This window comes from Paenarthrobacter sp. CCNWLY172 (genome assembly GCF_037402035.1).
Lineage (GTDB): Bacteria > Actinomycetota > Actinomycetes > Actinomycetales > Micrococcaceae > Arthrobacter.
The window spans coordinates 331,435-354,672 of the sequence record NZ_JBBEGB010000006.1 but is presented as its reverse complement, the minus strand read 5'-3'; the positions used below and the strand labels follow the sequence as shown (position 1 = coordinate 354,672).

Here is a 23,238-nt window from a genome sequence, read left to right as displayed (position 1 = left end):
CTTCTCCGATGCCGATCCGCAACCGTGCGCGCAGGAACTGGGCCGCGTTCCGGTACCCGTCATCCAGAACACTGGCCTGGGCGTCCGATGCCCAACGTGCTGATCCTGTTTCACCATCGGTCGCCGCAGCGGTGGCGGTTCCCGTCCTACCGAGGGAAGCTCCGCTTTGCGAAGCCGCGCGCTGGGAAGCCGCGCTCTGCGAAGCTGCCGCGGTGTCGGTGCCTGGCTCTGGTTCGGTCCAGCCGGTCCGCCATTGCGGTGTTGCCGCCGAGGGTCCGGGCTTGGTTTGCTGGGCTTCGGTCCGGGTCCGTTCCACAGCCTGCGCCGCGACAACCTGCAAGTACTCCACCGACCGGGCGATCTCCTCGACCTCGCCGGCAAAATCCGCCGCTTCAACAAACCCAAACAGCCGCGCCTCACCGGCAGCGGACACGCGCGCGGAGTCCAGAAGTGCCGCGCTGTCGTCAAGGAACGCCGCCAGGTCCCGGCTGCCGGCCGCCTTGGGATCAGGGCGCTGGGTGTCGGGACGTTGGACTGGCGGGACGGTCGGGATTGATCCTGGACTTTGGGCCGAAACGCCAGCCGGGGCGGGGTCGGTGAGCGATGAAGCCCGGGCGGACTTCGTCTGACTGTTGGGCAGCCCGGCGCCGTGGAAGTGGCCAATCCAAGTGACGGTCGCCGTCGAATCCTTGAACCCGGCCTTCAGCACGTCCGGCATGCTCAAGACGCGTCGTGACCGGACAGCGGTCAGGGCAACCACAGCAGGGGAAAATTGCGCCCTGAGTGCTGTCGACTGCCCTGGTTTTTCCATAAAAACAGCATGTCAGGGGGCTCTGACATTATTGCGCCGGTCGATGTCGCCACGTGCTTTCGGCATCAAGTGAGAGCGTTGGAAGGGAATCAGCCGACATGGTGATGTGCGGAAAGCTACAGACCAGGCAGCGACCACGCGGGTTCGGGCCGGTGGACGCCGCGGGGTCTGTATCCCAGTGCTTCAGCGCTGTCCAGGATGTCGGCGAGGTACCAGATGATGGCCAGCCACATCTCCGTTCCTTGAAGTGTTGGGAGATGGTGGTCTCCGCTCTCTTCCGCAGCGCTGAAAGCCATTCCTTGGCCTGGATGCCACAGGCCCAAGGCCTGCTTCAGCTGGGCTCCGGCCCAGCTGTTGATCTCTGCCCGGCGATATGAGGTCTGCTTGGACGCCAGCCACAAAGGATGGACGACGTCCAGGACGTTGCAGGCATTCTGCCGCCCGGGGGAGAAATAGCGCGGATCCGAGGAGTGCTCCATGACAGTGTCCACGAGGCGTTCAACGTGGGGGACCGGTACCCCGAACTGCGCAAAAGTGCCACGAGTCAGGCGGTAATACCCATTGACGACCTTCATCCGGGTACCTGTCGTGGGCGTACCCCACGTTCCAGCCAACGGATTGACGTGCGTCAGCAGCCAGCCGAACAGCGCCTCCAACGAACCCACGGAGTTGGGATGATTTTGCGCAAGGTTCCAGTAAGCGGCAGTGCCCCATGCGTCCACCCAAGCACCTGATCCCCAGGCTTCCTTTCGCCACGGCAGCGCGTCCAAGAAAGAAATCAGCATTGCCGGGTCCATGTCGGCGATGCAGTACACCGGATGGCGGAACCGGCTCCCCAGTAGATCCAGGGCATAGCCTGCCGAGAGGACGTGATAGGTGGCTGGTCCCTCGCCAAAAATCAGGGGTGCACTGGTGGTGGAGCGGGCGGAGCCCAACTCCGGCACCAGCCCGGAGGTCGGATCCTGGAGTGCCTGGAGCTGCTCGATGTGATCCGCCCGGGTGAGCTGCGGTGGGACGGAACCCAACAGGAGGTCGGCGATTTCAATGGCATCGCAGTGTGCCCTGACGGTCGGCGAAGCGTCCGGACGGTCCACATAGTAGCCGCCATCGGCGGAGGTCCAACTCTTTGAAAGAATCAGCGGTGCATCGGTGCGCGCCGCATCGGCGAAGGCCCCCAACTCTGCCAACAGCCCGCCGTCGGCTGCTGTCCGGTCCCCCAACGTCGGGGCCGGAGCGGCGTCCCGCCTGTCGCGGATCCTGCGGGCGGGGTTTCCGCCCACGATGCACCATTCGGGAACATCCTTGGTGACCACGGCGCCCGCAGCCAGAACTGCATGCGAGCCAACTGTGACTCCGTCAAGGACCACCACGTTGGACCCAATCCAGACGTCGTCTCCGATGCGGATGCCTGTGCTGGTCAACGGCTGTTTAAAAACGGGTTCGGCGGGATCCATGGAGTGGTTGAAACCGAGGATGGAGGTGTGGGCGCCGATCCTCACGCCGTCGCCCATGGTGATGTCGCCTCGAACCACGGTAAAGGCGTTAACCGTGCAATCGTCACCAATGGTGACGGTACCCGTGACGTAGGCGTGGGCGGCTATGAAGGAGTCTGCGCCAATGGACAGTGAGTCGGGGTCAATACTGGCCATCGGAGACAGGAAAGCCCGCTCACCTATGGTGACGCCATCGCGTGCTGCGAAGCCATTTTGGTATTCGTGCTGCGCGTCCCGTTCCGCCTCCGAGGCAGAACTCCAAAACGTCCAAGGAGAGTAGTCAAAATTGAGGTGGTGCTGGGGATTCACGTCGTAGGCTCCGCGGTGACAGGTAGTGGAAAGCGCTTCCCTCATTATTTGCGGCCCCTCCCACCCCGGTCAATGCGTCAGACGCAAACAATCAGGGTCGATCACTCCGGGTAGCCGTACTCCTCATCGGTGACCAACTCTCCCCACGCCGTCTCTGAGCCACCGGTGGCGCCGGCGGTTTCCCACCTAGCCAAATGACTCATGAAGTGATCCGGGGCAGCGCCATGCCAGTGCCACTCGCCAGGGGCGTGTAGACGGTTTTGCCCCCCGCGTGGGTGTGCCACGCTGTCCGGGAACACGTCGCGAACCTGACGATGTTCATCCTTAACTGCGATGGCTCTTCGCCCTTGGCGAGGACGTCAAAATAAACGTCGCCGGTGAAGAGTTCCGCAGGCCCTTTGGTGCTGGTGGTCGCGGGCGGGATATCCATGAATTCCTTGATGAAGGTCTCAGTGATGGTGACGGATGGGCTCTGAGTCCGCGGCCGACGCGGGAGTGGTCGCAGCCCAGCTTGCGAGTAATTGAAGGGCGTCCGCAGTGCCCGTACCGGGTTCGGCGTTGTAGACGGTCAAGGTCAAACCGGCGTCAGCGGATAATTCCAGGGCCTCGTAGAGCAAGTGCAGGTCACCGACTATCCGGTGCCGGAACTGTTTCTTCCCGGTGAAATGCTGGCGGACATTGTGGGATGCCCAGCGGACACGGAATTCCTCGCTGCGGGTGGACAGCTCGCCCACAAGGTCGCTGAGCCCTCGGTCATAGGGATCACGGCCGGCCTCTGTTCGCATGATGGCCACGGTGTCGTTGGCGGCGCGTTCCCAGTCCGTGTAGAAATCGTGGCTGCGGGGATCAAGAAAGAGGAAACGTGCATGGTTGGGCGGTCCGGACGGGCTGTCGTAAATGTCTGCGTACAGGGCCCGACCCAAGGCGTTCGTTGCCAGAAGGTCCAACCTGCCGTTGCGGATGAAAGCCGGCGAGCCGGTGATCGCATCCAGCGTGAGTTGCACCCCCGGCCGGATGGCCTGCTTCCGGACAGGACGACGCCGGAACTTGCCGCCATCGCTTGCCGCGCGGGCGAGGTCATACAGATGGGCGCGTTCGGCGTCGTCCAGCTGCAAGGCGTTGGCCAGCGAGTCCAGCACACTTTCAGAGACCCCGGAGAGGTTTCCCCGTTCCAGCCGGGTGTAATACTCAACACTCATGCCTGCCAACATGGCCACTTCGCCGCGTCGAAGTCCGGGGACCCGACGGTTGCCGCCATAAGCTGCCAGTCCCGCTTGCTCCGGCGTGATTTTCGCCCTTCGGGTGGAAAGAAAGTCACGCGTCTCAGTCCGGTTGTCCATGGTTTCAACGGTATGGCTTTTGTCCAGCTAAGGGAGTCCCTGTCATTACCCCTTACAGCAGTAACTCCTTGCGTCCAGGGAAACAAGGTTAGATGGAAATATCCACCAACGTTCACAACGCAGGAGAAACATGCCTACCGCTAACGCTTACGCTGCCCCCTCGGCTACGGGCGACCTGACCCTGACCACCATCGAACGTCGCGAGGTCGGCCCGAACGACGTCCACATTGACATCAAGTTCGCCGGCATCTGCCATTCCGATATCCACACGGTCCGCGGTGATTGGGGGCCGCAGCAGTATCCTCTGGCCCCCGGTCACGAAATCGCCGGCATCGTCACCGAGGTTGGCTCCGATGTGACCAAGCACAAGGTGGGCGACCGCGTTGGCGTCGGCTGCATGGTCAACTCGTGCAAGGAGTGCCGGAACTGCCTGGCCGGAGAGGAACAATACTGCCTCAAGGGAAACGTGGGCACCTATGGTGCCGTTGACCGCGACGGCACCATCACCCAAGGCGGATATTCCAGCCATGTGGTGGTGAATGAGGACTTCGTCGTCACCATTCCGGAGGGCCTGGAACTGGACGTTGCTGCTCCGCTGCTCTGCGCAGGCATCACCACCTACTCGCCCCTGCACCACTGGGGCGCCGGTCCCGGCAAGAAGGTTGCGGTTGTCGGGCTTGGCGGACTCGGCCACATGGCCGTCAAGATCGCCCATGCCATGGGCGCTGAGGTCACGGTCCTTTCGCAGTCATTGAAGAAGATGGAGGACGGGCTCGGGCTTGGCGCGGACCACTACTACGCCACCAGTGATCCCGCCACATTCGAGCAACTCGGCGGCACCTTCGACCTCATCATCAACACGGTCAGCGCTTCGATCGATATCAGCGCGTTCCTTCAGTTGCTGACACTTGATGGCACATTGGTCAACGTTGGCGCCCCGGCCGAACCGCTGCCGGTGAACGTGTTCTCGCTGATCACAGGTCGTCGCCGGTTCGCTGGTTCCGCCATTGGCGGCATCCGGGAAACGCAGGAAATGCTGAACTTCTGCGCCGAACATGCCCTTGGCGCCGAAATCGAGGTCATCCCGGCCAGCAAGATCAACGAGGCGTACGAGCGCGTGCTCGCCTCCGACGTCCGCTACCGCTTTGTCATCGACGCTTCCACCATCGGCTAGAAACACTGCACGAGAGGAAAGGCCACGCCGGGTTCACACCGGCGTGGCCTTTCCCTTACCACCGAACAGGGACAATGGTCTGGTGACTTTCAGACTGGACACCATCGGTAGGGGGCTGGTCTTTGCTCAATCCCTCGCGGACCTGACCGCGGCGCTGGAACGCCAGGGCGATGGCGGCGTGGCAGTCGTACAGGCGCCGCCCGGCACCGGCAAGACCACGCTCGTGCCTCCGCTGCTGGCCAACCTGCTGGCCGAACGGCAATCCGGCCAGCCACGTATCGTCGTCACCCAACCACGGCGTGTTGCTGCGCGTTCGGCTGCACGCCGGCTGGCGGCATTGGACGGCAGCCGCTTGGGCGGCAGAGTGGGTTACACCGTGCGCGGGGAGAGTAGGGCCGGCAAGGATACGGTGGTGGAATTCGTCACGCCCGGCATTCTCCTCCGCCGTCTCCTCAGCGATCCCGGACTGGAGGACGTTCACGCCGTGGTCCTGGATGAGGTGCACGAACGCGCGCTTGATACCGATCTGTTGATTGGCATGCTTGCCGAGGTCCGTGAGCTCCGTGGCGACCTGACGTTGATTGCAATGTCAGCAACCCTCGACGCCCCGCGTTTTGCAGCCCTCCTGAAGCAAAGCGGGACAGCTCACGACGACGGCGGCCCGGCTCCCGTGGTTGACTGCCCTTCTGCGCTGTACCCGCTGGAGGTTCAGTGGGCCCCCTCCGGTGAGCACCGCCTCAACGAACGGGGAGTGGCCCGCACGTTCCTGGATCACGTGGCTCGTACCGCCGCGACCGCCCACGGACTGGCTTTGGCCGCCAACCCTGAAGCTGATGCTCTGGTCTTCCTGCCGGGCGCCCGTGAAGTGTCCGACGTCGCACATCGCCTTCGCGCCCAGGTTCCCCGGAACGTGGAGGTACTTGAGTTGCACGGCCAGATCGGTCCCGACGCCCAGGATCGGGCTGTGTCCGGGCGTGAGCCCGGCGGCCTGCCGCGGATCATTGTGTCGACCTCGCTGGCTGAGTCATCCCTCACCGTTCCCGGCGTGCGGCTCGTTATTGATTCGGGGTTGGCCAGGGAACCGCGGCGGGACTCGGGGCGTGGGATGTCGGGCTTGGTGACCGTCTCCTGCTCACGGGCTTCGGCCGACCAGCGTGCCGGACGCGCGGCACGGCAAGGGCCAGGCGCGGTGGTCCGCTGCTACGACCACCAGTCTTTCGCAGCAGCCCCGGCCCACCAAACACCCGAGATTTCGGTAGCCGACCTCACGGGAGCCGCGCTGGTCCTCGCCTGCTGGGGCGCTCCGGGAGGCCTGGGCTTGCAGCTGCCTGACGATCCACCTTCAGGAGCCATGGACGAGGCTGTGGAAGTCCTCCGGGAACTGGGTGCAGTGGCCGGGGACGGATCCGTCACCGCGCTGGGCAAGTCACTGGCACGCATTCCGGCCGATCCCCGCCTGGCCCGGGCCTTGCTGGATGGAGCTGCAGTGGTCGGCACGCGGGCAGCGGCGGAAACCGTAGCACTCGTGGCTGGTGACCAGCGCGCACCCGGTGCGGACCTCACCGCCTTGCTGACGTCGCTGAGGTCCGGTTCCGATCCCGCCGCGCGACGTTTCGCGGAGGAGGCCAAGCGGATGGAGTCGATGGCCCGGCAGGAGGCGTCCGGCGTCGTGCCTTCACGACTCCCAGCGGACGTTTCCGCCAGGGAAGCGCCCGGCTTCGTGGTGGCGTTGGCTTTCCCGGACCGTGTGGGGCGTCGCGTTCCCGGAGGTGGATCCACATACCTGTTGTCCTCCGGGACACGGGCCGGGCTTCCTGCCGGAAGTCCGTTGTCCGGGCATGAGTGGCTGGCAGTGTCCGAAGTGTCGCGGGCACAGGGCCGCGACGCTGCGGGAACGGGCGCGCTGATCCGCTCAGCGGCGCCGTTGTCCGCGGAACTTGCCCACGCTGCTGCCCCCGATCTCATGGTCACCAACGTGCAGGCGAAGTTTGACCACGGGAAGGTGACCGCCCGCCTGGAACGTCGGTTGGGAGCGATCGTCTTGTCCTCCACGCCTGTGCGCCCCAGCGCAGAAGCCGGACGCCATGCGGTGGGTGAGGCCTTGGCAAAAACCGGGTTGTCCATGATCGGGTGGTCAACAGCAGCCGACACCCTGCGGAGGCGGCTCGCGTTGCTGCACCACGAGCTCGGTGCGCCATGGCCCGACGTCCGTGAAGCCAGACTGCTGGCCCGACTCGAGGACTGGTTGACCCCGGAGCTGGAACAGATGGCTACCGGGACGCCTGTTAAGTCGATCAACCTTGCGGAGCCCCTGCGTCGGCTGCTGCCATGGCCGGAAGCATCCCGCCTGGACAGCCTTGCTCCCGAGCGTCTGCAGGTTCCCAGCGGTTCGCGGGTCAGGATCGATTATCCGGAGGTGTCGGAGAAAGGCCCGGAAGAGCACGACGGCGGCAGGCCGGTGGTGGCGGTCAAACTCCAGGAATGCTTCGGCTGGGACCGCACGCCACTGCTCGTCGACGGCAGGGTCCCTGTGCTGTTCCACTTGCTGTCTCCGGCAGGCAGGCCATTGGCCGTCACTGACGATCTCGCTTCCTTCTGGTCCGGTCCCTATTCCCAGGTCCGGGCCGAGATGCGTGGGCGCTACCCCAAGCATCCCTGGCCCGAAGACCCGTGGACTGCGCCGGCCACCGCCAGGACCAAGAACAGGATGCAGTCCGGCCACTCCAGCTAGGTGAGGCGCTCCAGCATGAACTGGATCTCGCCGTCGACGAATGTTCCCAGGACCGCACTGGCAGCCAACTCGTCGGGGTCGGTGGTCAGGGGGTCGAGTTCGAAAGCCGTGAAGTCTGCCCGTTTGCCCACCGAGATGGAACCGGAGGCATCCCAGAGGCCTGCCGCTTTTGCAGCATGCGAGGTGTAGCCCTCCAGTGCCTGGTATGCGGTGAGACCTTGCGCCGGCGCGATGGGCTCTTGCTCGGGATGTCCGGATCGCCGGCGCAGTTGCGCATCCGCGATGATGGGAAGGGGCTCAAACGGTGCGATCGGCCAGTCCGAGCCGATGCCCAGTGTCACTCCCGCCTCGCGGAGGTCCCTGCAGCGCCAGGCCCGGTCCGCTCTCTCGGCGCCCAACCGGGTGGACCAGTTGTCGCTGTGGTCCGCCGCTGAATAATGGGTGCAGTGCGTTGGTTGCATACTGGCCACTACACCCGCACTCCTGAAGCGCTCGACGAGCCCGTCCGGAACTGTCTCGATGTGTTCAATGCGGTGGACGGTCCGGCGCAGGACATCAGCCGGCACCGCGCCGGGCAATGACTCCAGCGCATTCAACACGTGTTCCACGCCCGCATCACCGATCGCATGCGTCGCCGTCGGGATGCCCCGGGAGGCGAAGTAGCGGACCGCAGCCGAGTATTCCTCCGGCCGTGGCCAGAACGGCGCAGTGGATTGGCCGTAAGCGTCGGGTTCGTAAAGCCAAGCGGTTCCGTTGTCCACGGTTCCGTCGACGAACAGTTTGATGGCCTCAACAGACCACCGTCGCCCACCGGTCCCCACGGTGCGGGCCAGTTCCTTCCAATCGGATTCATCGGTGCCGGGCATGCACCACGGGGCGCTCCGCAGGCGCAGCGGCAGCCCGCCGTCGATCTCCAAAGCCCGGAAAAGGCGGGCGGATTCGTCGCTGTGGTCCATGATGTGGCCGCCGGTCAATCCTGCTCGGGCAAAGTCCTCCAGCAAGGCAGCGAGCCTGGCTTTCCGTTCGTCGAACGTTTCCTGGGGGATGTGCCGTTGGACAAGTTCCATGGCGGCTGCTTCAAGGAGGAGGCCGGTCGGGACGCCGTCGGCATCGCACACCACCTCGGAAGCCTGCTCGAATTCATGCCTGCCTCGGATGCCTGACAGGTCCAGCGCCCGGCTGTTGGCGAGGGCTGAATGACCGTCGAACAACCGGATCAGCGCGGGCTTGTCACCGCCGACAGCATCCAGAACACTCCGGTGCAACGGAACTGCGCCAAAGGCGTTGGGGTTCAGTCCCCAGCCACGCAACCAGCCGCCGTCGTTCTCTGATTCCGACTGGAGCAGGGCGCGTACTTCCTCCACAGTGGCAGCACTGGACAGGTCAACACCGATGGTCAGGTCCAGCCCGAACACCGGATGGATGTGGCAGTCCACCAGGCCCGGAGTCAGCGTCGCGTTGCCAAGGTCAACCACGCGGGTGCCCGCGTGGGCCCAGTCCTGCGCTTCAACCCGGCTTCCGATGGCGGCAATCACTCCGTCGCGCACGGCTACGGCCTGGTGGGAATCGCCGCGGTGGCCGTCCATGGTGTGGATGGTGTCGGCAAGGACGATGAGGTCAGGAGTCATGTTTTTCGAAGCTTCCAATCCGGGCAAAGACGTCAGGGCGGGTGGTGCGCAGGCGTCGTGCAATCAGCAGGCCTGCCAGGAAAACAACTGGTGCGACCAGGAGGAGCGCGGTGTTGGTGAGGGGATCGGCAAACGTGAGGAGTTCGATGTTGATGGCGATCAACGCCACTACCCCGAACAACAGGATGGCCGAGGCCACGCTCACTGGAATGAGGAAACGGTTGGTCACGGCCGCCGGATGGCGGCGCAGATAGATGAAGGCGGCCACGGACACCAGGCCCTGCAAGGCAACGATTCCGACGATCCCCGGAGTGTTCACCCAGATCAGGAGCTGCTTGTATGGGTCGGCGCCGGCGATCGCACAAATGATGATGACGACAGCGGCCAGGATGGTCTGGATCTGGCCGGCACGGTGCGGGGACTTGTACCTGGGGTGGGTCCTGCCCAGGAACGCCGGGAGCACACCGTCTTCAGCGAGCATGTACACGTAGCGGTTGATGGCGTTGTGGAAAGCCAGTTGTGATGCATAGACGCTGGTCACGATCAGGACGTACATCACCACCTCGGCCCACGGCCCCACGTACTGGTTGATGGTGGCGAAGAACATTCCGTCGGCCAGTTCACCGGCTGCGGTGACCACGTTCCCGTCGCCGAAGGCCTGAATGACTGTCCAGACAATGAAGGCATAAAACACGGACATGAATCCAACGGCGATGTACGTTGCACGCGGGACGGACTTGTCCGGGTTGCGGGCCTCGCGCCTATACAGCACGGTGGATTCGAAGCCCATGAATGCCGCGAAGCAAATAGCCAGAATCGCCAGGACACCCGGCGTGAAAGCGTGCTCGGGGGAGAAGGAGGCGAAACTGATGCCGGCAGCTCCGCCGCGGGCAAGGATCGCTGCGCCCATGATCCCCAGGATGGCGGTTTCGGCGATGAGCAGGACTCCGAGGACCTTGGCGCCGACGTCAATGCCGCGGAATCCAAGTAGCCAGACGGCAGCGATGGCAACCAACGCCACAACGGGCCATGGCACGTCCAGGCCAACGAGCGAGCGGAGCATGGCCTGGGTTTGGACGGCGAACAAACCGTAGACGCCGATCTGCAGGCAGTTGTAGGACACAATCGCCAGGATGGCCGCGGCCAGCCCGACTGTCCTGCCCATGGCAAGGCTGATGTACGTATAGAAACCGCCGGCAGCTTTGACGTGTTTGGTCATGGCCATGAAGGAAATGGCGAAAACCAGCAGGACTGCCCCGGCAATGACGTATCCCATGGGGGCGCCAATGCCCCCGATGCCGATAGCCACAGGGGCTACGCCGGCCATCACTGTCAGGGGGGCTGCTGCGGAGATCACCAGGAAGGCGATGCCGCCGGTGCCGATGGCATTCCGTTTGAGCCCATTTCCGGCATTTGCTGCTGGAGGTCGGGTTTCGAGGTCAGACATGGGGATCCTCAGGGGTATTGGGGGGAAGGAATGTTCAAGTAGTGAAAATCATTAAGCGAAAGGCTTTCGTTTAGCGTAGGGCCTGGTGATCCAGAGCACAACACCTCGGTGCAAAGTTCTGGCTAGAGTCGTAACAACAACCTTGAATGGAGACACCCGTATGGCACGCCCGCTGGTCCCACTGATATCCATCGATGCCCTCGTCACCGCAGCCCTGGAGTTGGTGGACGAAGCCGGGGACTTCAGCCTGCCCAAACTGGCCAAGCGGATCGGCGTCAGCCAGTCCTCCATCTACAACCATGTGAGCGGACGGGAGGAAATTCTTGAGCTGATGCGTGGCAGGATCATCGGCGAGAGTCCTTATGTCCTGGAGGACGAGCAGGACTGGGAGGCGTCCCTTCGCGCCATTGTCCGGAGTTATCGCGATGCCTTCGCCCGTCATCCGAAACTCGCACCCCTGCTGGTGCTCCAAACAGTTCAAGACGATAAAGTGATGGCCCTCTACGAGAACCTTGCGGTTGCCCTTGGAGCCGCCGGGTTCCGGGGCCGGGACGTGATGTCAGCGATTTCCACCATTGACAGCTTCGCCCTGGGTTTCGCCTTGGACCTGGCAGCGCCGGACGTCGTCTGGGCTCCACCTGCGCACGGGTACCCCGCCCTGACCAATGCCCTGGCACAGGCTGGACCTGCTGTGGAGCGTGGCGAGGCAGCTTTCGACTTTGGCCTTGAGATCCTCATCGCCGGGCTGCATTCCCGCCTTCAGTCGACACGGCTGTGAGGCCGTCGGTGGAGGGCATCCGGAAGGCGCCATGACCCTCTTTCAAACGTGGTGGGACGCGGTGGTCCGCGGTTTCACCGAAACGCACACCACTGCGGTGCCACTACCGGCCTTGCTGGGCATCCTTGCGTGTGCCGTTGTCCTCAGCATTCCGCGTGTGACCTGGCGCTGGTTCGGCCTGTACGTCACGTTCGTCCACGAGCTCGGCCACGCCTATGCGGCACTGATGACAGGACGTTTTGTGCACGGGCTCCGGATCGGGCTCGACCATTCGGGACGCCTTGTCAGCAGTGGCCGGAGTGCTTTTGGTGCGGCCTGGTCCGGGTTTTGGGGATACCCCGCACCAGCAGTGGTTGGCCTCGGGCTGATCGCCGCGTTTGCGGCAGGCCGTTCCGGCGCGGCGATGTCCGTCGGGGCCTTGATCCTGCTGGTGTCGCTCATTTTCCTGAGGAACCTCACCGGGATTCTCGTGGCCGTCGTGAGCGCTGCGGTAGCCCAGTTGCTGATCCTGTTCGCTGCGCCGGCAACAATGAACTATGTGGTCCTTGCCCTTGGCGTCGCCCTGTCAGTGGGCAGTGTCCGCGACCTCTTCAAACTGGCCAGTGTGCACACCAGCCGCCGGGACCGGATTGGGGCCTCCGACGCCTTCATCCTGGGCCGCACCACAGGCCTGCCGGCCTTCGTGTGGTTGACGGGGTTTACTGTGGTGATCCTCGGATGCGCAGCAGCATCTGCCTGGTTGCTGTGGGGGATGCTCGCCCTGTAGTTCGTAGTTCTTACCGCCACCAAGGACCCGACGGCGGTTGGCCGGTTTTGCTGGCTGCCAGCCCTTGCCCTGTGGTCACCTCAGGGTGTCCAATCCTGTTTAACGTTCGAACAGGATGTGTTCGGACTCCGTGCCGGGATCCAACACCAGGAGGTGCCCATGTCCGCGAAGGGCACGCGCGAAACGCCAAGGGGAGCCGGGCCCGGCATGACTGAAGCCCGACGGAGTGACAACGGCCCGGCCTTGGCACCAAGGGACCCCTCCCGAATCCGGAATGTTGCACTCGTGGGGCATTCTGGAGCCGGCAAGTCGATGCTGGTGGAAGCGCTGCTCGCTGCCACCGGAGCCATCACCAGGATGGGATCCATCAGCGAAGGCACCACTGTCAGCGATTCCGATCCTTCCGCAGTCCATCAGCAACGCTCGGTGACCATGTCTGTCGCGCCAATTCTGGTGGGTGATATCAAGGTCAACCTGATCGACACCCCGGGCTACACCGACTTCACCGGCGAATTGCGCGCTGGTCTAAGGGCCGCCGACGCGGCCCTTTTTGTTGTCTCGTCTGCCGACGGCATTGACGCTGCCACCATTGCGCTGTGGGGCGAGTGCGAGAAAGTCCGCATGCCCCGGGCGGTGGTGCTCAGCAAACTGGACCATCCGCGCGGCGACTTCAGTGCCGCCGTCGTGCGATGCCAGGAAGCTTTTGGTGAGTCGGTGCTCCCCTTGTACGTTCCGGCGGTGGGCAATACCGGCCTGGTCAGCATCCTCAATGGGCCGGCTGATGGGGATCCGTCATCGATGCCGGATGGTGAGGAGGCGCGGGGCAACTTGATCGAAGGGATCATTGCCGAGAGCGAAGACGAAACACTCATGGACCGGTACCTCGGTGGCGAGGAATTACCACTGGCAGACCTCATCAAGGACCTGGAAACCGCTGTGGCCAGGGGGAGCTTCTTTCCGGTCATTCCGACGTCGGCGGAAACCGGGGTGGGCCTTCCCGAGCTCATGGCCTTGTTGACCGATGCCTTGCCATCGCCAGTGGAACGCATCACCCCCGCGGTGATGAAACTGGACGGTTCGCCCATGAAACCGTTGGAATGTGATCCTGCGGGGCGTCTGGCCGCAGAAGTGGTGCGGACCACCGTGGATCCATTCCTTGGCCGCGTGTGCCTGGTCCGTGTCTTTTCCGGGACGTTGCGGGAGGATTCCGCCATCCATGTGGGCGGCAGGGGACTGGCGGACAGGGGCCATGAGGACCACGACGCCGATGAACGCGTCACCCACCTTTATTCGCCGGTGGGCTCCAGCTTGAAGGCCGTTCCACAGTGTATTGCCGGGGACATTTGCGCCATCAGCAAGCTCGCCAGCGCCGAGACCGGCGATACCGTGTCCGACAGGGAAGCGCCGCTGCTGATCGAAACGTGGAACATGCCCGAGCCACTGATGCCCATCGCCATCGAAGGTGCTTCACGGAGTGATGAAGACGCGCTGGCAAAAAGCATCGGGAAGGTCGCGGCCGCAGACCCGACGCTTCGATTGGAACGCAACCAGGACACCCACCAGCTCATCCTCTGGTGCATGGGAGAAGCCCACGCCGAGGTAGTCCTGGACAGGTTGCGCGGCCAGGGCGTCAAACTGCAGACCGTGGACGTTATTACTCCGCTCAGGGAGACTTTCGCCGGCAAAGCTGTGGGACACGGACGGCACGTCAAGCAATCCGGGGGCCATGGGCAGTTCGCCATCTGTGACATCGAGGTGGAGCCCCTCGCCAGAGGTGAAGGTTTCGCCTTCACTGACAGGATCGTGGGCGGGGCGATCCCTGCAACGTTCGTTACCAGCGTGGAAAAGGGCGTCCGTTCCCAAATGCTCAAGGGCGTATCCGCAGGATTCCCGGTGGTGGACATCAAAGTGACGTTGGTGGGCGGAAAAACCCATAGCGTGGACTCATCGGATGCGGCCTTCCAGGCAGCCGGGGCGCTGGCCCTTCGTGAAGCTGCGGCAGCCACCAAAATCCAGTTGTTGGAACCTGTCTCATCGGTGATTATCAGTGTCCCTGACGAGTACGTAGGTGCCGTGATGAGTGATCTTTCGGGCCGGCGCGGCCGGGTTACCGGCACTACCGCGACCGACGCCGAGGGAACGGACATCACTGCCGAAGTGCCGGACCAGGAACTTGTGCGCTACGCCATTGAACTGCGTGCCCTCACCGCCGGAACCGGTCGTTTCCGCCGGTCCTACCTCCGCCACGAGCCCCTGCCAAAGTAGTGCCCAGGGGACAGGCTTAGGAGTTGGCCCGCAGGAACGCAGCCACCACGGGCGCCAGCGACGCCCCGGTCTCAGCCGCCCCGCGTTTGACACCCTTGACCGCGAACGAATGGTCACCGCCTTCGCTCCACTGGAGCGTCGCCGTCGGGCCTATCTTGCCCACCACGGCCTCCAACAGTTCCGGTGTTGCGAACGTATCCCGCGTGCCTTGGAGGAAGAGCATGGGCGTCGTAACTCCGTAGAGGTGTTCGTCGCGCAGTTTCTCCGGCTTGCCGGGCGCATGCAGGGGGTAGCCGAGGTACACCAATCCGCTGGCAGGCATGCCGTCGGCCACTGCCATGGACGCCATCCGACCGCCGAAGGACTTGCCCGCCGCCCAGAGGGGCTCACCATCGCTCAATTCAGCGGCCTTGTCCATGACGGCGCGCCACGTGGCGATGGCCAGGGGAGGGCGGTCGGGGAATCGCCGGCCTGCCTCGCGATAGGGAAAATTGAAGCGGAAGGTAGCCACTCCTTCGCCCGCCATCGCCGCGGCGAAACCCTGCAGGAACGGATGTTCCATTCCAGCTCCGGCGCCGTGCGCCACCACCAACGTGGCAAACGGGCTCTCCGGCCTGATATGGAGGGCGGAAATGTTGGATTCACCAACCGTGACGGTGACAGGTGTTTCAGTGTTGGGCATGTAACCATCATTGCCCATAGCACCGAAAACGCCGTGGGTGCTGACGCGCAAGCCCTTTACGGGGTAGCTTGTGCCCATGGCGAGCGAAGCAACCACTGTCACTGTTCCCGGTCCCGACGGCCCCCGGGAGGTCCGCATTTCCAGTCCAAGCCGGGTGATGTGGCCCGAGGCGGGACTGACAAAACTGGACCTCGCCAACTATCTCATCGACGTCGGAGACGCGTTTGTGGCCGCCAACGGAGGCCGGCCCGTCAGCCTTCAACGCTATTCAGGCAATATTGAGGGCGAGATGTTCTTCTCGAAAAATCCGCCCAAGGGCGCGCCGGAGTACGTCCGTTCCGTCCCGGTGACCTATCCCAGTGCCCGGTCCCATCCGCAGCTGGTCATCGACGAGCCTGCGGCTGCTGTGTGGGCAGCACAGATGAACACCGTGGTGTTTCACCCATGGGCCTCGCGTGCCGGCGATCCCGATAACCCCGATCAACTGAGGATCGACCTCGATCCCCAACCGGGCACCGATTTCGACGACGCCATCCCCGCTGCACAGGAGCTCCGGTCAGTGCTGGAGGAAGCCGGGTTGACGGCGTTCATCAAGACATCGGGCAACAGGGGACTCCATGTCTACGCGCCCATCCACCCCAAGCATGAGTTCCTCGACGTACGCCATGCTGTGATTGCCGCAGGACGCGAGTTGGAGCGACGGCAGCCGGACAAGGTCACTACAGCCTGGTGGAAGGAGGAACGCGGGACCAGGATCTTCGTGGACTTCAACCAGGCAAACCGGGACCGAACCATCGCCGGGGCTTACAGCCCCCGCGCCGTACCCACGGCACAGGTGTCCTGCCCTCTGACGTGGGACGAGCTGGAAAGCTCAGATCCCGCGAAGTACACCATCACCACAGTCCCGGACCGTCTGGCGAAGACAGGCGACCCGTGGGCATCCATGCACGATCACCCCGGCGATATCGATGTGCTGCTCGAATGGTGGGGGCGGGACGTCAAGAACGGCCAGGGCGAGATGCCCTTCCCGCCTGAATTCCCCAAGATGCCGGGTGAACCCATGCGCGTGCAACCCAGCCGGGCCCGCAAGCCCGAGGAGTAAACCGGGAGTCTGCTTGCCGCGACGCCCAGGTCAGGGGGTAACGAGCCTCGCACTTGCGTGCGGGTTGCTTCTTTGTGGGTGCACCCGCACGCCGGACCCCTTGCCGACTCAGGCCACTACGCCGGCACTGCCTCCGGTGACGGCAACGGTGGCACCAACGACGACGGCCCCTCCTTTGGTGCCGGCGGTCACCCCAACACCAATCGCGCTGCCCACGGAGACCACCTTAGTTTCGCCGGCCTTCCAGGAGCTCCGGGCCACCTTGGAGCTCTTCTCCCGGGAGAAACTGGAGGAAGGAGCCTCAGCGGTGCTCATCAAGGCAAAAGTTGGCCGGCAGGAGTGGACCAGCGCAGCGGGAGTAAGGAGCCGGGAAGCGCGCACTGCTGTGCAGCCCAGCGACACTTTCCCTGTGGGCGGGCAACTCCGGACCATGCTGGCAGTGTCCATCTTCAAGCTCGCCGATGAGGGACTGCTGACGCTGGACGACGCCGTCACCACGTACCTGCCGGGTTCCGTTGCTGCGGGTAGCCCCCTCACCATTCGCCAACTCCTGGGAATCACCGCAGCTCTCCCGGACGTATCGCCTGCCCAGGCCGATGCCTTGCTGGGACGGGTGGTGGAGCAACTCCGTGGTTCCCCGTTGGAGGCCGTCCTGCGGGCCGACATCCTGACGCCCCTGGACCTCGGGGCCACCCAGCTGTTGGCTCCGGGCTCCACCGTGCCGGATGACCTTGTCCACGGTTACATGCAGGAGGGCGGGGAAACCGTGGACGTGACGTTTCCCTCAGCCCCACCAGGGGTTGCACCAGGTGGCCTGGTGTCCAGCATCGGGGACATCAGCGCCTTCCAGGACGCCTTGCTCAGGGGGCGGTTGTTGGCGCCGGCAAGCCTCATCGCCATGAAGGGCACAGTGTTCGCCGAGTACGGCCTTGGCCTGGACCATTGGGACGACCGCTGTACGAACGGCTCCTACTACGGCCATGCCGGAGATGTTCCAGGCTACGGAAGCGTTGCCCTCAGCAGTGCCGACGGCAACCGACAGTTGGCCATTTTTGTGGCCTATCCTCCGCAGCCCCTTATGACGCAACCGTCCGCACTTTCCCTGGAGATGACGGGTGTTGCGCAAGTGGCCTTGAACTCAGGCTGCCGTTTCCAGTTCCGCTGAACGTGCCTTCCAGGCATCCGCGCGGCTATTCGAAGCGCGAAGCATCGCCCATTCCGCGACGCACAACCTCGGCCACTCCGCTGGAGAAGTCGATCACGGTAGTGGGCTCTGAGCCAGTATCGCCGGCGTCGATGACGCCATCCACCTGGTTGTCCAGGAGCTCCTTGATTTCCCATCCCTGGGTCAAAGGTTCTTCCTCATCCGGCAGCAGCAGGGTGCTGGACAGCAAAGGCTCGCCGAGTTCGGCCAACAGCGCCTGGACTACCCTGTGATCGGGAATGCGCACCCCCACGGTCTTCTTCTTGGGGTGGAGCAGCCGCTTGGGGACTTCACGCGTGGCCGGGAGGATGAAGGTGTAGCTGCCGGGAGTGACGGCCTTGATGCTCCTGAAGATGTCGTTGTCCAGCATCACGAACTGGCCCATCTGGGCAAAGTCCTTGCACACCAGGGTGAAGTGGTGTTTGTCGTCCAACTGCCGGATGGTCCTGATCCGGTCCAGCGCTTCCCTGTTCCCGATCTGGGCCCCCAGAGCGTAGCAGGAGTCGGTGGGGTAGGCGATCAAGCCGCCGCCTTGGAGCATGCTCACCACTTGGCCGATGGCGCGTGGTTGTGGATCTTCCGGGTGCACGTCAAAGAATCTGGCCATGGGAAGAGCCTACGACAAAGCTAAGACAAGACGTCCTTGTTTGAGAATTTGGCGTAGGCCAGCGCGCCGCACACTGCCATGTACCCGGCCTGGAGAAGCGCGTTGTCGCCGAACGATGTCCAGGAGATGGGCTGCCGCAGAAGATCCGCGAAACCCAGCCAATGATGGCTGAAGAGCCAAGGGTGCAGCCATTCAAGTTGGGGGAGGTTGTCCAGAACTTGCGAGACCACCGACAGGACGATCGTGGCCGCCATGGCCCCCACCGGTACGTCCGTGAACGTCGAAATGAGCAGGCCGATCGCCGACAATCCCAGCAGCGACACAGTGATGTAGGCAGCGATCAACAGCGATCTCATGGCCGACTCGCCGACGCTGATGGTGTCACCGGACAGCAGGGTCACAGGCCCCACGGGAAAAAGTACGACGCCGGCCAGGGCGCCGGAGGCCGCGACAGTCGCCGTTGCGGCGAAACAGAAGGCAACGGCCCCGGCATACTTCACCAACAACAGCCGGATCCGTCCTGCGGGAGCCAGTAGAAGGTACCGCAGAGTTCCAGTGTTGGCTTCTCCTGCAATGGTGTCTCCGGCCACCACGCCAACGGTCAGTGGCAGGAACAGTGGAACGCACACCACTAACGCAGTCACAGCCACGAAGAGTCCGTTCTGGGTGATGCGGTCCAGGAAAAGCGGTCCCCGCCCGGGCGTCGTGGGCCGGGACGACAACTTCACCGCCACGGCAATCAGCACGGGAACTGCAGCCAAGGCGATCAGCATGGCCCACGTGCGGAGCCGGCGGAACAGCACGGACAGCTCAGAACCCAGCAGTGCCCATCCGGCTCCGGGCCGGCCGGCGGCCGAGGTAGCGGGCGCCGCAGGTTCAGCCGACAACGTCGAACCCCTCTCCGGTCAGTGACACAAAGCGATCTTCGAGGCTCGCGTTTTCCACGGCGAAACCGCGGACCCGGACACCCTCGGCAACCAGTGCGGTCACGATCGTTTCGGGTTCCAGTCCATTGAGCCCAGTGCCCAACAACGCTGTGGTTCCCCAGGGGCTGCCGGTACCAGGAGCCTGGCCGGGAACCAGTCCCAGGCGGGCCAGGACGCCGGCGGCACGTTCGACGTCGGGGGTGTGGACCACAACGTGGGCCTGGCCGGCGGAACGCAGCTCTTCCAGAGGACCTTGAGCAACCAGACGGCCGGCACTCATCACGGCCACGTGGGTGCACATCTGTTCCACCTCAGCCAGCAAGTGGCTGGAAACGAACACGGTGGTCCCGCCTGCGGCCAGGGCCCGAACCAGGCCACGCACCTCACGCGTGCCCTGCGGATCCAGTCCATTGGTTGGTTCGTCGAGGACCAGCAGTTTTCGTGGCCTCAGCATGGCGTTGGCCAGGCCAAGGCGCTGTTTCATACCCAGCGAATATGCCCGGACCTTCTTGCCTGCGGCGTGGCCAAGCCCCACCCGCTCCAAAGCGTCGTGGACACGTTGCCGTCTGGTGGACGAGGCAGCATGGCGGTCGGCGGTGTCCAGGCGCATCAGGTTGCCCGTACCGGAGAGAAACGGATAGAAGCCCGGCCCCTCCACCAAGGCCCCGACGTCCGGCAGGACGGACGCCAGCGACTGGGGCATCTCTTGGCCGAGCACCCGGATGTCCCCACTGCTTGCCGATGCCAAGCCCAGCAGCACCCGGATGGTGGTGGTTTTGCCTGAACCGTTGGGCCCAAGGAAGCCGAAGACAGAACCCCGGGGGACCGCGAGGTCTATTCCATCAACGGCGGGTCGGTGACCGAAGAGTTTGACCAGGCCACGCGTTTCTATGGCGAAGTCGGAGGGTAAGGATCCGCTCACTGGGCGGCAGCGGCTGACTGTAGCCGCTCCAGTGGCACCATGCCCGCGTAAACGCGGCCGTCGTCGAGAATCAAGACACTGACCAGCGACGTCGTTAACGCACGGCCACCGTCGACAGGTTGCAGTGCCTGGGACAGCTGGGGGTTGGACGTCAGCCCGGCCGGGGCAGAGCCTGCCGGCAAAGCTACAACCGACTCCCAACCCTCACCAGTGACGGTGGGGCGTGGGCGGTTAGCCTCAGGCGCGACCTCCGGTGTGGGTGTGCCGGGAGCGGCCATGGTGGGTACCGGCTTGGCAGGGAGTGTCTTCTCCGTCACGGTGGCGCCCGGTGGCGGGGTGAACTCGAACAACGCAGAATCCGGAGTGGACAGGTTCAACTCAGTGAAGCCCAGTGAATACGCGGGGTCGGTCTGGCCCTTGGCCCGCACTTCGACACCCAGGGGCAGGCCGGTTTCCGCATCAACATCGATCGCCACCGACTCAACCAAGGTCGCAGTGTTGCGGGGATGCAGGCTGATCCGGTACGCACTTCGGCCGGCAACCGAGGAGGAGTCGCCAACGGACACCTCGGTGGTGTCGTCGATTGCCGCCAGGAAACGGCTGGCCATTGCCTCGGGCGTCGGCAAATCCCGTGAGGACATGTCCGGTGAAGGCCGTTCCGGTGTGGAGGTGGGCGGAAGCGACGGCCTGGGGCCCGCGAAGGACGGGACCTCGGCTGGAGATGGCTGCGGCGCAATTAACCGCGTGGCGCTGTTGTCGGCCGAGTTGTAGAACCAGGCGTCCCGCCCGTTGATCACCACGTCACGCTCCGCCATGCGGTCCATGATCTGCAACCGGGCCTGGGACGGACCGTCGAGGTAAACCCTTGCTGTGTGGGAGCCGGTCAACAACTCCATCGCCGAGGCAGCCCCGGGGGCAATACCCGGGCCCGCAACGGGGATTTCCGGCAATCCCAAAGCAGCAGTTTGTTCTACGGTGCCGGACAACGCCCGGGCCTCTGTGCGGGCAATCATCGCGAGGATTTCGTCAGCGGTCTTGGCCGGGAGGGAAACGGTGGCACTCGCTTGCACCGAGGCGAACATGGCAGCCATCGCTACAACAAGGGCGATCACGCCGACAGGCAGCCATCGCTGCTTGTACCGCGCCATTGTTACCAACCACCGATCGTGAAAGGCATGAACCCAGACTACTCCGGTTACCTGCGCGGATCACCTGTCCGGGCATCAGTCCCTTATGAGTTGGCGTGCCAGTTCCACCGCCCCGTGGACCGGGGCTTGGGAGAGGATCCGGATCGATGACGGATCTTCCAAGGAGACCTTCCGGGCAACCGAGCCAGCGAGCTGGCTGTGGTTCACCAGTAAGCTGCCGGCCATGACCAGTGGCAGCTCGAGGCCGAGCTCTCCCAGTACCTGCCTGGCCAAACTTGCCAAATGATGGGCGGCCTCCGCCTGAATCCGCATGGCTGCCGAGTCGCCTTCGGCGGCGAGTTCCAGGACCAGCGGGGCGAGAGTCGCCCAGTGATCCGGCTCCGGCTTGGCGTAGAAGGCATCCATGAGCTGCAAGGCGTCCACATTGGCCGTTGCGGCCATCAGCGAGCGGACCAGCGTCCCGGGTTCCAGGCCTGCATAGTACTCCCGGAGGGCTTCACGCACGGCGTCCCGCACCACGGAGTAGCCACCGCCCTCGTCGCCAAGCAAGTAGCCATAGCCACCGCTGCGGGCTTCCGCCCCGTCTGCGTTCCGGCCCCAAGCTACCGAACCGGTGCCGGCAACCAGCACAACTCCGGCATCCAGGCCTGCTGCGGCGAGGACGATGCGCGTGTCATGGACCACCTCAACGCGGGCGCCCGGAAAGTGCTCAGTCAGGAGCGCGGACAGCACAGCCCGGCTGGCTGGGGTGTCGGCGCCGGCCGCGCCGGCACATACGGCTTCGATTCCGCTGCCCACACTCGCGGCAATCCTTCGCAGAACTGCGTCGGCTCCTTGGTGGCCCACTGAGGAAAGATTGGCGCTCGCTTCGGTGATGTCGACGCCCCCTCCCTCCGCGTGGGTTCCGTCCCAGCGAACGGCATGCGTCTTGGAGCCGCCGATGTGCAGGCCGAGAACCGCCGGCGTCATCGCCGGGCCGCCGTTTCATCTGCCCCGGTCAACGGGGCGACGGTGGTATTGGAGCTGGCCCCGGACCTCTTCCCGCCGTTTTCACGGAACTTATTTATATCCTCCAACTGATGTCCCTTCGTTTCCTGGCTTTGTCAGGTCAGCGTGGTCCACATGAGCCCAGTTCACATTGGCATAGACCAATTCCGTTGTCTACAAGTAGGATGTCCAATATGCCCACAGACGTCGCGCCGGCAACGCCGAAGTACTACTTCCTCAAGACTGAGGTTCTGGGGCTCATCGCGGGCCTCCAGCCAGGAACGCTGATCCCCACCGAACGTGCACTGGCCGGGAAGTACGCCACGTCCCGTACTACTGTCAGGCAGGCAATCAGCGAGCTGGTGGCCGAAGGAAAACTGGGACGCATCCAGGGGCATGGAACCTTTGTGGCCCCGCCCAAGGTGACGCATGTCAGGCAACTGACGTCCTTCTCCGATGACGCCCGCAACCAGGGGCTGCGGCCGGATTCCCGGCTGCTGGCCCTGGATGTGGTCGGCTCCGATGCCGGCGTCGCAGACCAGTTGGGACTTGCGCAGGGCGAACCTGTGACCCGGCTCGAGCGCATCCGGTTGATTGAAGGGGAGCCTCTGGCGCACGAGGTCGCCTGGCTTCCCGGCAGGCTGCCGCGCTTCAAGTCCAATCTGGCCAAAGCCGGTTCGCTGTACGCAGTACTGGCCGATGTCTACGGCCTCCGCGTCGCCGACGTTGAGGACACTGTGGAGACGGCCCTGGCTGGGCCGGAGGATGTCAGACTGCTGGGGATCGAGATGGGCGCGCCATTGTTGGTGGTCCACCGGCTGGCCCGTGACGCCAACGGCGCCCCGCTGGAATGGACCCGCAGTGCGTTTCGCGGCGACAGGTTCCGGTTCGTATCCCGCGTGAAGTCGGGAGGTTGAG

20 protein-coding genes and 1 pseudogene are annotated in these 23,238 nt (G+C 64.1%); 8 read left to right on the top strand and 13 right to left on the bottom strand.

Annotated elements, in window-relative coordinates:
• From WBN73_RS12200 to WBN73_RS12185, 4 genes and pseudogenes are all read right to left on the bottom strand, one after another.
• Positions 1 to 811 (bottom strand): annotated as a pseudogene (locus WBN73_RS12200) (HNH endonuclease signature motif containing protein); the annotation flags it as partial.
• Positions 812 to 927: 116 nt separating this feature from the next.
• Positions 928 to 2,613: an acyltransferase gene (locus WBN73_RS12195; RefSeq protein ID WP_337340369.1), complete on the bottom strand. Its 1,686-nt coding sequence runs from the start codon at positions 2,611 to 2,613 to the stop codon at positions 928 to 930.
• Between the two features lie 199 nt (positions 2,614 to 2,812).
• Positions 2,813 to 3,043 (bottom strand): hypothetical protein, encoded by a 231-nt coding sequence (locus WBN73_RS12190; protein WP_337340368.1) that lies wholly within the window; start codon positions 3,041 to 3,043, stop codon positions 2,813 to 2,815.
• A 19-nt stretch (positions 3,044 to 3,062) separates the two neighbouring features.
• Positions 3,063 to 3,953 carry a helix-turn-helix transcriptional regulator gene (locus WBN73_RS12185; protein ID WP_207597382.1) on the bottom strand — a complete coding sequence of 297 codons (891 nt, stop codon included), beginning with the start codon at positions 3,951 to 3,953 and terminating at the stop codon, positions 3,063 to 3,065.
• Between the two features lie 130 nt (positions 3,954 to 4,083).
• Between WBN73_RS12185 and WBN73_RS12180 the strand changes: the two genes are divergently transcribed.
• Both WBN73_RS12180 and hrpB read left to right on the top strand, forming a co-directional pair.
• Entirely contained in the window at positions 4,084 to 5,127 is a 1,044-nt protein-coding gene (locus WBN73_RS12180) for an NAD(P)-dependent alcohol dehydrogenase (protein WP_337340367.1), read from the top strand.
• A gap of 82 nt (positions 5,128 to 5,209) precedes the next feature.
• Positions 5,210 to 7,858: an ATP-dependent helicase HrpB gene (gene hrpB, locus WBN73_RS12175; RefSeq protein WP_443193258.1), complete on the top strand. Its 2,649-nt coding sequence runs from the start codon at positions 5,210 to 5,212 to the stop codon at positions 7,856 to 7,858.
• Here hrpB and WBN73_RS12170 read toward each other — a convergent pair.
• Positions 7,855 to 9,486 (bottom strand): amidohydrolase, encoded by a 1,632-nt coding sequence (locus WBN73_RS12170; RefSeq protein ID WP_337340365.1) that lies wholly within the window; start codon positions 9,484 to 9,486, stop codon positions 7,855 to 7,857. The genes hrpB and WBN73_RS12170 overlap by 4 nt on opposite strands.
• Positions 9,476 to 10,933 (bottom strand): APC family permease, encoded by a 1,458-nt coding sequence (locus tag WBN73_RS12165; protein WP_207597386.1) that lies wholly within the window; start codon positions 10,931 to 10,933, stop codon positions 9,476 to 9,478. The genes WBN73_RS12170 and WBN73_RS12165 overlap by 11 nt, the downstream gene beginning before the upstream one ends.
• A 160-nt stretch (positions 10,934 to 11,093) precedes the next feature.
• Here WBN73_RS12165 and WBN73_RS12160 point away from each other — a divergent pair, with 160 nt between their 5' ends.
• From WBN73_RS12160 to WBN73_RS12150, 3 genes are all read left to right on the top strand, one after another.
• Positions 11,094 to 11,711: a TetR/AcrR family transcriptional regulator C-terminal domain-containing protein gene (locus WBN73_RS12160; RefSeq protein ID WP_207597387.1), complete on the top strand. Its 618-nt coding sequence runs from the start codon at positions 11,094 to 11,096 to the stop codon at positions 11,709 to 11,711.
• Between the two features lie 31 nt (positions 11,712 to 11,742).
• A complete protein-coding gene (locus tag WBN73_RS12155) occupies positions 11,743 to 12,477 on the top strand; it encodes a M50 family metallopeptidase (protein ID WP_337340364.1) in 735 nt (244 codons plus the stop codon).
• A 159-nt stretch (positions 12,478 to 12,636) separates the two neighbouring features.
• On the top strand, positions 12,637 to 14,742 hold the full coding sequence (locus WBN73_RS12150; protein ID WP_337340363.1) for an elongation factor G-like protein EF-G2: 2,106 nt from the start codon (positions 12,637 to 12,639) through the stop codon (positions 14,740 to 14,742).
• Between the two features lie 16 nt (positions 14,743 to 14,758).
• Here WBN73_RS12150 and WBN73_RS12145 read toward each other — a convergent pair whose 3' ends face one another.
• Positions 14,759 to 15,424 (bottom strand): alpha/beta hydrolase family protein, encoded by a 666-nt coding sequence (locus tag WBN73_RS12145; RefSeq protein ID WP_337340362.1) that lies wholly within the window; start codon positions 15,422 to 15,424, stop codon positions 14,759 to 14,761.
• 76 nt (positions 15,425 to 15,500) lie between these two features.
• On the opposite strand from WBN73_RS12145, the gene ligD reads away from it, so the two are divergent.
• Positions 15,501 to 16,526, top strand: a complete 1,026-nt coding sequence (gene ligD / locus WBN73_RS12140; protein WP_337340361.1) for a non-homologous end-joining DNA ligase — start codon at positions 15,501 to 15,503, stop codon at positions 16,524 to 16,526.
• A gap of 108 nt (positions 16,527 to 16,634) precedes the next feature.
• Here the strand turns inward: ligD and WBN73_RS12135 are convergent, their stop codons facing one another.
• A complete protein-coding gene (locus tag WBN73_RS12135; protein ID WP_337340360.1) occupies positions 16,635 to 16,841 on the bottom strand; it encodes a hypothetical protein in 207 nt (68 codons plus the stop codon).
• Here WBN73_RS12135 and WBN73_RS12130 point away from each other — a divergent pair.
• A complete protein-coding gene (locus WBN73_RS12130) occupies positions 16,834 to 17,691 on the top strand; it encodes a serine hydrolase domain-containing protein (protein WP_337340359.1) in 858 nt (285 codons plus the stop codon). The genes WBN73_RS12135 and WBN73_RS12130 overlap by 8 nt on opposite strands.
• Positions 17,692 to 17,716: 25 nt before the next feature.
• On the opposite strand, the gene WBN73_RS12125 is transcribed toward WBN73_RS12130, so the two are convergent.
• The 5 genes from WBN73_RS12125 to WBN73_RS12105 form a co-directional block, all read right to left on the bottom strand.
• Complete coding sequence (locus WBN73_RS12125) at positions 17,717 to 18,337, bottom strand: L-threonylcarbamoyladenylate synthase (protein WP_337340358.1); 621 nt, start codon at positions 18,335 to 18,337, stop codon at positions 17,717 to 17,719.
• Between the two features lie 20 nt (positions 18,338 to 18,357).
• Complete coding sequence (locus WBN73_RS12120; RefSeq protein WP_280627901.1) at positions 18,358 to 19,224, bottom strand: ABC transporter permease; 867 nt, start codon at positions 19,222 to 19,224, stop codon at positions 18,358 to 18,360.
• A complete protein-coding gene (locus WBN73_RS12115) occupies positions 19,214 to 20,185 on the bottom strand; it encodes an ABC transporter ATP-binding protein (protein ID WP_207597395.1) in 972 nt (323 codons plus the stop codon). Before WBN73_RS12115 ends, WBN73_RS12120 begins: the two co-directional genes overlap by 11 nt.
• Positions 20,182 to 21,333: a LolA family protein gene (locus WBN73_RS12110; protein ID WP_337340357.1), complete on the bottom strand. Its 1,152-nt coding sequence runs from the start codon at positions 21,331 to 21,333 to the stop codon at positions 20,182 to 20,184. Before WBN73_RS12110 ends, WBN73_RS12115 begins: the two co-directional genes overlap by 4 nt.
• Positions 21,334 to 21,408: 75 nt before the next feature.
• Positions 21,409 to 22,302, bottom strand: a complete 894-nt coding sequence (locus WBN73_RS12105) for an N-acetylglucosamine kinase (protein WP_337340356.1) — start codon at positions 22,300 to 22,302, stop codon at positions 21,409 to 21,411.
• Positions 22,303 to 22,514: 212 nt separating this feature from the next.
• Here WBN73_RS12105 and WBN73_RS12100 point away from each other — a divergent pair, with 212 nt between their 5' ends.
• Positions 22,515 to 23,237 carry a GntR family transcriptional regulator gene (locus tag WBN73_RS12100; RefSeq protein WP_369746573.1) on the top strand — a complete coding sequence of 241 codons (723 nt, stop codon included), beginning with the start codon at positions 22,515 to 22,517 and terminating at the stop codon, positions 23,235 to 23,237.
• The last annotated feature ends 1 nt before the right edge of the window (position 23,238 follow it).